Here is an 11,146-nt window from a genome sequence, read left to right on the forward strand (position 1 = left end):
CCGATGGCTGCCGAAGCCGCGCCCGCGCGCCATGCCAGCGAGCGCGGGTCGTTCAGATAATCGTTGCTGACGCACAGCTTCTGATTGCGAAACGCCTCGCCACCGACGCCCGAGCCTTCGGGTGTACCGGCTTCCGTCGTGATCACGATGGAGCGCAGCCGCGGAATGTCGTCGCCGCAACCGGCCGCAAAGCACAGCCGCCGGCCATCCGGTCCCACCAGGAACACGGCGACCGCCAAAAAGTCCCCGCTCGAAAACCCGGCGTCGCAGACCTTCTGGTACAGCTCGTCCGGCGATTTCGCGTAGAGGATGGCTTCGTTGATGGCGCTCAACGCCGCAAAGGTGCGCGCGAGTGTCGTCGGCACGATCTCAGCTCCCGGGCATTTCTGCCTATTTCTCCCGGCTGCCTTTATGAAGCGCGATCGCCTAAGTGGTCGTTATTGCGCGCCGCAAACCGTCGATCAAAGTGAACGAGCTGCGAACGAGGGGCGCCAAACTGTCGAAAATACCGCCGCACGGGACGAATCCTCGACCAAAGGCGCGCTCTCTTTACGAATTTGCAGCCCTGTATTGGTTTACGGGAGATTGATATCGCGGCGGCGCTTTGAGACGATGGCAGCCAACAAGCAGCCCGTTAAGGGCACCAGGCCAAGGAAACGCCATGCCGGTTGTCAGAGCCGATCGCCTCACGCGCATCAGCGCCGCTCTGCTCCGTGCCGCCGGAGCTTCCGAGGAAGAGGCCGACGCGGTCGCGGCCGGCTGCGTCAACGCCAATCTCGCCGGTCATGACTCGCACGGCGTGATCGCTGTTCCCACCTATATCGACCGGATCAAGGCCGGGCACATCGTCCCCGGCGCCCAATGGACCATCGTCCAGGAGTCGCCGACCACGACCGTGATCGACGGCCATTGGGGATTTGGCTTCCACGTCAACGCCAGGGCGATGGCGCTGACGATCGAGAAGGCGAAGACGGCCAACGTCGCCGCCTGCACGGTGTTCCGGCAGAGCCATGTCGGTCGCCTCGCCGCCTATCCGCTGATGGCGATGCGCGAAGGCATGATCGGGATCGCGACGGCGGATTCCGGCCGCTCGCCGAAGCATGTGGCGCCGTTCGGCGGCAAGGAGGCCCGGCTCGGCACCAACCCGATCTCGATCGCGGTGCCGTCCGATCTCGATGCGCCGTTCTATCTCGATATGGCGACCTCGGCGGTCGCAGCCGGCAAGATCCAGCTTGCGGTCGCGCGCGGTGAGGAGATCCCGGCGGGCTGGATCATCGATGCCGAGGGACGTCACACCACTGATCCGACCCAATATCGCAAGGGCGGCGCGCTGCTGCCGCTCGGCGGCACCGAGGGTTACAAGGGCAGCGGTCTTGCCGCCATGGTCGAGGTGCTGTGCGGCCTGCTCACCGGCCTCGGCTTCGGCGTCGAGCCCACGGGGCGACACAACGACGGATGCTTCATGGCCGTGTTCAACGTCGCCGCATTCCGCCCGCTGAAGGAGTTCAAGCGCGAGGTCGCCGAATTCGCGCGTTATCTGAAATCGACGCCGCCGTCCGAGGGCAGTAACGGCGTGTTCTATCCCGGCGAGATCGAAGGCCTGCGCGAACAGCAGCGCCTGCGCGACGGCATCGAGGTCGAGGATGCGACCTGGGAAAAGCTGCGTGTGCTGGCGCGGGAGTACCGGCTCGAAACAGTGCTCGATCTGGCCTGACGGAATTTGGAGAACAGCATGACGCGACAGATGATCCTGGTCGGCTTCCTCCAGGCGCAGAACTGCACCAATTTGCCGAGCTCCTGGCGCCATCCGGACTCGCGCGACGATTCGATGTCAGCGGACTATTATCAGGAGATCGCCAAGATCCTCGAAGCCGGCAAATTCCACATGGCCTTCTTCGACGATCGCCTGGCAATGCCAGACCGCTACGGCAACGATCACGCCCACACCGTCGAATACGGCATCCGCTGCGTGAAGATGGATCCGCTGATCGTGCTGACCACGATGGGCATGGTCACCGAGAAGCTCGGCCTTGGCGCGACCTGCTCGACCACCTATTACGAACCGTTCGACGTCGCGCGCCGCTTCGCAACGCTCGACCTGATGTCGGGGGGACGCGCGGGCTGGAACGTCGTCACCTCGCTCAATGACGGTGAAGCTCTCAACATGGGCCGGGATTCGCATCCCGAGCACGATTCCCGCTATGACCGCGCCGACGAGTTCATGGAAGTGGTGCTCGGTCATTGGGACACCTGGGAAGACGGTGCGCTCATCATGGACAAGCAAAGCGGCCGCTTTGCTGATCCGACCAAGGTGAAGCGGCTCGACCACAAGGGACCCGCCTTCAAGTCGCGCGGGCCGTTCACCGTTCCGCGCTCGGATCAGGGCCATCCCGTGATCATCCAGGCCGGCGCATCCGGCCGCGGCCAGCGCTTTGCCGGGCGATGGGGCGAGGTGATCTTCACCGCCGCGCGCAATCTCGGCGCGGCCAAGGAAGGCTATGCATCCGTGCGTAACGAAGCCGCCAAGGCTGGCCGCGATCCCGACCAGATGTTCCTCTGCAATCTGACGACGCCGGTCTGCGCTGCCACCAAAACCGAGGCCGAGGACAAGATGGCGCTGATCAACAAGCTGCCGCTGCAGATCGACGCGCTGTCGCTGCTCGCCGAAGCGCTCAACTATGATTTCGCCTCCAAGGACCTCGACGAGCCGCTGACCACGGACGAGTTGAAGAGCATGCAGGGTATTCTGGGCATTCGCGACGGCGTGCTGAAGGCTTCCGGCAAGAGCAATCCGAGCGCGCGGGACTTCGTCACCTTCTCCGGCCGCGGCCAGGTCCAGGACGCAATGGTCGGCGGACCCAAGGAGATCGCGGACAAACTGGAGGAGATGTTCATCGAGCGCGGCTGCGACGGTTTTGTCATCGCCGCGACTTACGTGCCCGGCTCCTACGCCGATTTCGTACAACATATCGTACCGGAGCTGCAGCGCCGCGGCCTGTTCCAGAGGGACTATCGCGGCAAGACGCTACGCGAAAATCTCGGACTGAAGCGGCCCGCGGCACGCGCCTGGAAGCTGCCGCCCCGCGATGCCGCGGAATAATAACGAGGGTACGACATGCGCTGGCTGAAATTTACCGCCTCGGACAAGACGTGTTGGGGAATCGTCGAAGGCGACCGGGTCATCGCAGTCGACGGCGATCCCTTCGGCGAATGGCAACGCACTTCGCGCACGCATCCGCTGGCGCAGGTGAAGATCGAACTGCCGCTGATCCCGCGTACCTTCTATTGCGTCGGTCTCAATTACCTCAAGCACTTGAAGGAAGCCGCCGACAAGGCCGGCACCGTGCCGGCCGTGCCAGACCGTCCCGAGATCGGCTATCGCGCCCAGAACGCGCTGATCGCGCATGACGAGAACGTGGTGATCCCCTCCTTCGCCACGGAGAAGATCCATTATGAGGGCGAGCTCGTCGTCGTCATCGGCAAGAAGGTGAAGCATCTCACCGCAGCGGACGCGATGGATTGCGTGTTCGGCTACACCGTCGGCAACGACGTCAGCGAGCGAAGCTGGCAGAAGGCCGATCGCGGCCTGTGGCGCTCGAAGAACGCCGACACGTTCAAGCCGATGGGACCGTGGATCGAGACCGAGGCCGATCTCGACAAGATGGAAACGATCGTTCGGGTCAACGGCAAGGAAACCAACCGCTTCGCTACCGCCGACATGATCTTCGGCGTGGTGCCCTTCCTGGTCGAGTTGACGAAGTATTTTACGCTGTGGCCCGGCGATGTGATCTGGATGGGCACCGACGGCGCGTCCCCTGACATCAAGCACGGTGACGTCGTGGAGATCGACATCACCGGCGTCGGGACGTTGCGGAACAGGTTTGTGCGGGAGCAGCGGTAAGCACCGCTGCCGTAGGGTGGACACGAAGCGTGCCCACCACCTTCGCAAATCGAGGCGAGATGGTGGGCACGGCGCAAGAGCGCCTTTGCCCACCCTACGGCACTTCCCGTATGTCATGTCAAAACGGCAACGCCACGCCGGTCTTGATCTCCTTCAGCACCACATTGCTGCGGACGTAACGGATGCCGGGGATGCGGAACATGAACTCGTCGAGGAAACGGTTGTAGGCCGCCATGTCCTGCACGACGACGCGCAGATGATAATCAGCATCGCCCGTGGTCGCAAAGCACTCCAGCACCTCGCGCCGCTTGGTGACGCGGGACACAAACTCGTCGACGAATTTGGCGTCGTGCCGCTCCAGTGAGACGTGGAGGATGGCCGACATCGCAAAGCCCGCCTGCTCGCGCGCGACCATCGCCGCGTAGCCCTGAATGACCCCGGCCTCCTCCAGCGCGCGCACCCGCCGCCAGCAGGCCGAGGTGGACATGCCGACCTCGTCCGCCAGTTGCTGGTTGGTGGCGCGACCGTCCTTCTGGAGGTGCGCAAGAATCCGCGTGTCCTGCTCTTCAATCATGGATTTCACCAAATCGGATTGTTCTACCGAATTATAGGACAAATCGGGCAAATCTACCAGAATAGCCGGTCTGTCAGGAAAGATAGGTAAGACCTACCAGCCGCCCGGGCCTAACCTGCCCCCATGCAGGTGCCGCGGGAGGTCCGCATGGACGCCATTCCGTCACTCGACCCCTATGAACTGGCCGATCGCTACGATCGCGAACACGGCCGTGTCTTCCTCACGGGGACGCAGGCCATCGTTCGCATCGCGCTCGACCAGGCGAGGCGCGACCGCGCGCGTGGGCTGAACACCGCTGGTTTCATCTCCGGCTATCGCGGCTCGCCGCTCGGCGGCGTCGATCTCGAACTGTGGCGCATCCAGGAGCGGTTGAAGCGAGACCGCATCGAATTCCTCCCCGCAGTGAACGAGGACCTCGCTGCGACCGCGGTACTCGGCTCGCAGCAGGTCGAAACGCAAGGCGACCGCGAGGTCGATGGCGTGTTCGGGCTCTGGTACGGCAAGGGCCCGGGCGTCGATCGCTCCGGCGATGCGCTCAAGCACGGCAATGCCTATGGTTCGTCGCCGCATGGCGGCGTGCTGGTGGTCGCCGGCGACGACCATGGCTGTGTCTCCTCCTCGATGCCGCACCAGTCCGACGTCGCCTTCATGAGCTGGTTCATGCCGACGCTGCATCCGGCAAGCGTCGGCGAATATCTCGAATTCGGCGAGTACGGCTACGCGCTGAGCCGCTTCTCCGGCATGTGGGTCGGCTTCAAGGCGGTCTCGGAGATCGTCGAATCGGGCGCCTCCGTCGAGTTGGGCTCGCCCCGAAGCTTCCGCATACCCGACTTCACGCCGCCGCCAGGCGGCCTGCACTATCGCTGGCCCGACCTGCCGGGCCCACAGATCGAGGAGCGGCTGGAAGCGAAGAAGCACGCCGTCTATGCCTTCGCCAAGGCCAACCCGATCGATCGCCACATCTACGACATCCCGGACGCGACCTACGGCATCGTCACCACGGGCAAGGCGCATCTCGATTTGATGGAGGCGCTGCGGCTGATGGGCCTTGATGAGGCCGCCTGCCGCAGCATCGGGATCGACGTCTACAAGGTCGGCATGGTCTGGCCGCTGGCGTTGCATGACGCCATGGATTTCGTGAAGGGCAAGCGCGAGATCCTCGTGGTCGAGGAGAAACGCGGCATCATCGAGAGCCAGTTCAAGGAATATTTCTATGACTATCCCGGCAGCAAACCCGAACGCATGGTGGGCAAGCACGACGAGACCGGCGCGCGGCTGATTTCCTGGATCGGCGAATTGTCGCCGCGCGCGCTGGCGGGCGTGCTGGCGCGCCGGCTCGATCCGATGTTCCCGGGCCTCAATCTCGCCGCACGCGCGGCTGCGCTTCTGCCGGAGGCAGCACGCACCATCAACGTCTCAGGCGCAACGCGCACGCCGTATTTCTGCTCGGGTTGCCCGCACAACATTTCGACGAAGGTGCCTGAGGGATCGAAGGCACTGGCCGGCATCGGCTGCCATTTCATGGCGAGCTGGATGGACCGCGAGACCTCGTCTCTGATCCAGATGGGCGGTGAAGGCGTGAATTGGGCGGCTTCGTCGAGATTCACCGGCCATAAGCACATTTTCCAGAACCTCGGCGAAGGCACCTACTACCACTCCGGCTCGATGGCGATCCGGCAGGCGATCGCGGCCAAGGCCAATATCACCTACAAAATCCTGTTCAACGATGCCGTCGCCATGACCGGCGGCCAGCCGGTCGACGGTCCCGTCAGCGTCCAGGCGATCGCGCACAGCGTCCGCGCCGAAGGCGTGACGCGCATCGCGCTGGTGTCGGATGATCCCGCACAGTTCTCGCCTGCCGACCTGCCAGCCGGCGTCACCATCCATCCCCGCGAGGAGATGGATGCCGTGCAGCGTGAGTTGCGCGAGGTCTCCGGCGTTTCGGTCCTGATCTATCAGCAGACCTGCGCCACGGAGAAGCGACGCCGGCGCAAGCGCGGGCAGATGGCCGACCCCAAGCGCTTCGCCTATATCAACGATCTTGTCTGTGAAGGCTGCGGCGACTGCTCCGTGGAATCCAACTGCCTCAGCGTCGAGCCGAAGGAGACATTGTTCGGCCGCAAGCGGCAGATCAACCTCTCGTCCTGCAACAAGGATTTTTCCTGCCTCAACGGCTTTTGCCCAAGCTTCGTCACCGTCGAAGGCGCCACGCGCCGGAAGAAGAGCGCGAGCCAGATCGACGCGGTAGGCCACGCCGCAACGCTTCCCCCGCCCGCAACCGCAGCGCTCGAGCGTCCCTACGATCTGCTGGTGACCGGCGTCGGCGGCACCGGCGTGATCACCGTCGGCGCGCTGATCGGCATGGCCGCACACCTCGAAGGTCGCGGCGTCTCGGTGCTCGACTTCACCGGCTTTGCGCAGAAGTTCGGGCCTGTGCTGAGCTATCTCCGGCTTGCACCAAGTCCCGAGGCCCTGCACCAGGTGCGTATCGACCAGGGTGCGGCCGATGCGCTGATCGGCTGCGATCTCGTCGTCAGCTCTTCGCCAAAAGCGTCCGGCACCTTCCGGAAGGGCACGCGGGCCGCGGTCAATACTGCGGAGATGCCGACCGGCGACGTCGTCCGTTTCCGCGACGCCGACCTCGCCTCCCCCGCCCGCCTGCGCGCGATCGGCTGGGTCGTCGGTCAAGACAATCTCGGCACGATCAATGCCAACGCGCTGGCCGAACGGCTGCTCGGCGATGCCGTCTATGCCAATATCATCATGCTCGGTTTTGCCTGGCAGCGCGGGCTGGTCCCGATTTCGCTTGCAGCGCTGCTGCGTGCGATCGAGCTCAACGGCGTCGCCGTCGAGCACAACAAGCAGGCCTTTGCCTGGGGCCGGATTGCGGCTTCGGATCCGGACTTCCTGCCGAAGGGGAACGAAGCGCTCGCAGCGGAGACGCTCGATCAGATCATCGATCGTCGCGCCGACTTTCTCGCCGCCTATCAGGACAGCGCCTATGCGGCACGCTACCGGACGATCCTCGCAAGGGTCCGCGGTGCCGAAGCCGTTCTGAAAAACGGCGAGGCTCTGACCGAGGCAGTCGCACGCGCCCTGTTCAAGCTGATGGCCTACAAGGACGAGTACGAGGTGGCGCGGCTGCACATGCAAGGCGGATTCCTTGATGAACTGAAACGCGAATTCGAGGATGGCTTCAAAATCCAATATCACCTCGCCCCACCGTTCCTGCCGTCGCGGCGCGACGCCCGTGGACGCCCGCGCAAACGCGCCTTCAGTCAGTGGATCCAGACGCCTCTCACCATGCTCGCGCGCCTGAAGGCGCTGCGCGGAACGCCGTTCGATCCGTTCGGTTACACCGCGGAACGGCGCACCGAGCGCGAACTGATCGCGTGGTATGAAGGCCTGATCGAACGAATGCTCGGCGCGCTCGATACGGCGCCTCTTCCGGATCTCATCGCAATTGCAAAGGCGCCGATGGAGATCCGCGGCTACGGGCCGGTCAAGGACACCGCGATCGGGAAGGTGAAGACCGAGGTCGAGCGGCTGCTGAATGAACTCCACACGCCATCGCCGGCAAAGATGCGCGCCACCGGTTGAAGAACAGTGCGAGGGCGCGGGCGTTCAAAACGCCTAGCCGGCGGGACACGATGAAGATCGCGGCCCCGATCCCGATATTTCGATCGGGGTGGGCGCACCTTCCTTGTCGCCGTCGAACACGATCAGGACACGTAGTCCGGTTGACGTCTTGTCCAGCGGCAGGAGTCCCTCCGGCTTTCGCTTCGGATCAAACGGCAAGTCCTTCAAGAGCTCGACGGACTCTGACGCGCCGTCCCATGCGTAGACGGCATAGGACCCGGGTCCATCCGCAGCCGGACCTGCCAAAACGGGGATGCGATCCCCGAATGGCGCGAGATCGCGCACGCCGCGGCCGTCGCCGAGCGGCAGCCGGTACAGGCGGTGATCCGAGCTCTTGCCATTACCAAACAAGGAAGCCACCTCGACCGACAGAACGACGGCGCATTTTCCGTTCAGCACGGGGCCCCGGAATCCTGCGAGCAGCGTCCGATCGTCCTTGATCGCCACGCCTTCGATCGTCAGCCCGTTGGTCTCCAGCCGCATATCCACGAAGGGGAGAAGTGCCGGATCGCTCGCAATGACGTCTCTCAGTCTCGGCGTGCGCTCGAGGCCTGACGCGCTGCCGTCTTCACCGGTCGTGCGGAACCGGACGATCTGGCTGCTTGCGGCGATCTTCGCCTGAATCTTGTCGGCATCTTTCTTAGGATCAAGCTTGTGGTCCTTGTCTCGCGGATGGCCATGCGAGCCGATGACGTAAAAGTACCCTCCGGAGAAGGCGACGCCCTCACCATCGAGCTCGAGCGCTTTGTCCTTGAACGTGTTGTCGATCAACTTGACCGGGCTGCCGGCGACAAGCTTGCCCTCGGTTAATTCCACGTATTGGGCGTCCTGAAGATTGTCGTCGATGACGAGGCACGAACGGGGAAACCCATCCGGGATCGTGCAGGCGATGCCGCTGACATCCTTGGACTTGTCGCCGTCCTCACCGATCAGCCTTTTGTTGACCGGCCACGCATCGTCGGCCGCGGCAGGAGAAGGTTGCACGCCGCCCGCCGCCATGAGGCCAAGCAGCAAAGCCGCAATCCATCCCGTTCTGGCGAGGGTCATCGAAGCTCCCTTCAGCGGTTGTCGATTCAGATATGGCAAGCCGTCCAGCTTCACCGCAATATGATGCCGCCGAATCCTACGACGCTCTCACGCAATCGAACGTCGATCTGCCTGCCGCCTGTCGATGCGTCAAACATGGAAAAGCAGGAGCTGGAGAAGCAGAGGGCCGAAAGCCGGCCTGAACGAAACGTCACATCGAAGAAACTGGATCGGGCCGAACCACTTCGGTCCAAAATGGATCACTCATATCTTAGGTTGTATTGTTCCAGATGCCCCGGCGATGTCAACTCACTTTCTGAGGGACATGGAGTCGCCGGCGAAAGTGCTCATGAATACGGGTTGATCAGCTTCTGCTGCTCGGCGCTGTGGTGCACGAGCATGTCGATGAAGGTCCGGACCTTCGCCGACAGATGATGCCGGTGCGGGTAGACCGCGTTCATCGACATCTCGACCGGGCGGTATTCGGGCAGCAGCCGAACGAGGTGCCCAGCGTCGAGATCGCCCTGTACAAGAAAGCCGGCCATCAGGCAGACGGCCGCGCCCTCCAGCGCCACCTTCCGCAACGCTTCGCCGCTGTTGGTGATGAAGCTGCCGGAAACGCGCACCGATGCCGGCGAGCCCTTGCGGTCGAAGAAGCGCCAATCGTCGCCGAAGGGATAGTTCAGGTGCCGAGCGCAATTGTGCGCGGCGAGCTCGTCGAGCTTCTGCACACGGCCATGCCTTTCGAGATAGTCATGCGAGCAGCACAGCACGTGGCGCCAGGTGGCGAGGCTACGGACGATCAGACTCGAGTCCGGCGGCGAGGTCATACGCAGAGCGACGTCATAGCCCTCCTCGATGAGATCGACCTCGGCTTCGCCCATGCGCAGATCGATCTTGAGCTCCGGATAGGCCGACAGGAGTTTTGCCGCAACGGGCGCGACGAAGGGCACCATGTGCGTGGCGACGTGGATGCGCAATGTGCCGCGCGGCACCGATTGCAATTCGCTCGCGATGTCGTCGGCCTGTTCGAGATCGGCGAGGATCTGGGTCGAGCGGTCGTAATAGGCCTTGCCGATTTCGGTGAGGCTCACCTTCCGCGTGGTGCGGTTGAGCAGGCGCACGCCGAGCCGGTCCTCCAGCGCCTGGACGTGGGTGCTCACCATGGTCGTCGACATGTTGAGCCGGCGGGCGGCGGCGGAAAAGCCGCCGTTTTCGACCACGTGGACGAAGGCGGTGAGGCTGGTGAAGCGATCCATGGCGACAGGCTCTGATTATCCGCTATTGCTGGATAATGCTTTCACAAATTCCAAGATTATCACAACGACCGGGACAGCGCATTTCGGGGTTTAACAGCGCACGATTCTGAGCGGGCGTCTGGGAAATCCGAGGATGCCATGTCGAAAGCTTCTTATATCTCTGAAACTAATAACAAAATCGGCCTGTACCCATCCCGGCAGGTGATCAGACGAGCAGCGATCGGGCTGGCGCTGGCGATCGGCATCGCGGTGGCCGGCGACTATGGCTACGATTACCTGAAGACGGGCCGCTACCTCGAATCCACCGACGATGCCTATGTGAAGGCCGACTCCACGATCATCGCGCCAAAGGTATCCGGTTACATCGCAAAGGTGCTGGTCGGCGACAACGAGACCGTTCGGGCAGGCCAGGCGCTGGCCAAGATCGACGACCGCGATTTCAAGGCTGCCCTCGACCAGGCACGCGCCGATGTCTCCGCCGGCGAAGCTTCGGTGCGCAATATCGATGCCCAGCTCGAACTGCAGCAGCCGATCATCGAGCAAAGCACGGCCGATGTCACCGCGGCCGACGCCAATCTGAAATTCGCTAAGGAGGAGCGCGCCCGCTACGACGACCTGATGAAGTCGGGCTCCGGCACCATCCAGCGCGCGCAGCAGACCGACGCGGCGCTGCGCGCCAGCAGCGCGCAATTGCAGCACGCGAAATCCGGCCTTCTGGCCGCACAGCGCAAGATCGACGTGCTCACC

General features: G+C 63.4%; 9 protein-coding genes. 5 read left to right on the forward strand and 4 right to left on the reverse strand.

The window, feature by feature from the left end; genetic code table 11:
* Positions 1–365 (reverse strand): GAF domain-containing protein (locus MOV75_RS13645; protein ID WP_247005947.1); only part of this gene is annotated, 365 nt, incomplete at its 3' end.
* A 296-nt stretch (positions 366–661) separates the two neighbouring features.
* Here MOV75_RS13645 and MOV75_RS13650 point away from each other — a divergent pair.
* From MOV75_RS13650 to MOV75_RS13660, 3 genes are read left to right on the forward strand one after another with little or no spacing between them, the layout of a single operon-like run.
* Complete coding sequence (locus MOV75_RS13650; protein WP_246920453.1) at positions 662–1,714, forward strand: Ldh family oxidoreductase; 1,053 nt, start codon at positions 662–664, stop codon at positions 1,712–1,714.
* Between the two features lie 18 nt (positions 1,715–1,732).
* Complete coding sequence (locus MOV75_RS13655) at positions 1,733–3,100, forward strand: LLM class flavin-dependent oxidoreductase (RefSeq protein WP_246920450.1); 1,368 nt, start codon at positions 1,733–1,735, stop codon at positions 3,098–3,100.
* 15 nt (positions 3,101–3,115) lie between these two features.
* The gene (locus MOV75_RS13660; RefSeq protein WP_246920447.1) at positions 3,116–3,901 is read left to right on the forward strand and encodes a fumarylacetoacetate hydrolase family protein; all 786 of its coding nucleotides are present in this window, start codon (positions 3,116–3,118) and stop codon (positions 3,899–3,901) included.
* A gap of 118 nt (positions 3,902–4,019) precedes the next feature.
* Here MOV75_RS13660 and MOV75_RS13665 read toward each other — a convergent pair whose 3' ends face one another.
* On the reverse strand, positions 4,020–4,475 hold the full coding sequence (locus MOV75_RS13665) for an Lrp/AsnC family transcriptional regulator (RefSeq protein ID WP_246920444.1): 456 nt from the start codon (positions 4,473–4,475) through the stop codon (positions 4,020–4,022).
* 147 nt (positions 4,476–4,622) lie between these two features.
* Between MOV75_RS13665 and MOV75_RS13670 the strand changes: the two genes are divergently transcribed.
* Positions 4,623–8,075, forward strand: coding sequence for an indolepyruvate ferredoxin oxidoreductase family protein (locus tag MOV75_RS13670; protein WP_246920429.1), 3,453 nt, complete (start codon positions 4,623–4,625; stop codon positions 8,073–8,075).
* A 33-nt stretch (positions 8,076–8,108) separates the two neighbouring features.
* Here MOV75_RS13670 and MOV75_RS13675 read toward each other — a convergent pair whose 3' ends face one another.
* Together MOV75_RS13675 and MOV75_RS13680 are read right to left on the reverse strand one after the other, a co-directional pair.
* Complete coding sequence (locus tag MOV75_RS13675) at positions 8,109–9,161, reverse strand: DUF3616 domain-containing protein (protein WP_247005950.1); 1,053 nt, start codon at positions 9,159–9,161, stop codon at positions 8,109–8,111.
* Between the two features lie 326 nt (positions 9,162–9,487).
* On the reverse strand, positions 9,488–10,399 hold the full coding sequence (locus MOV75_RS13680) for a LysR family transcriptional regulator (RefSeq protein ID WP_246920418.1): 912 nt from the start codon (positions 10,397–10,399) through the stop codon (positions 9,488–9,490).
* 138 nt (positions 10,400–10,537) lie between these two features.
* Here MOV75_RS13680 and MOV75_RS13685 point away from each other — a divergent pair.
* Positions 10,538–11,146, forward strand: a 609-nt coding sequence (locus MOV75_RS13685; RefSeq protein ID WP_247005951.1) for an HlyD family secretion protein, incomplete at its 3' end; no start/stop codon positions are given.

The organism is Bradyrhizobium sp. PRIMUS42 (genome assembly GCF_023006515.1).
Classification (GTDB): Bacteria; Pseudomonadota; Alphaproteobacteria; order Rhizobiales; family Xanthobacteraceae; genus Bradyrhizobium.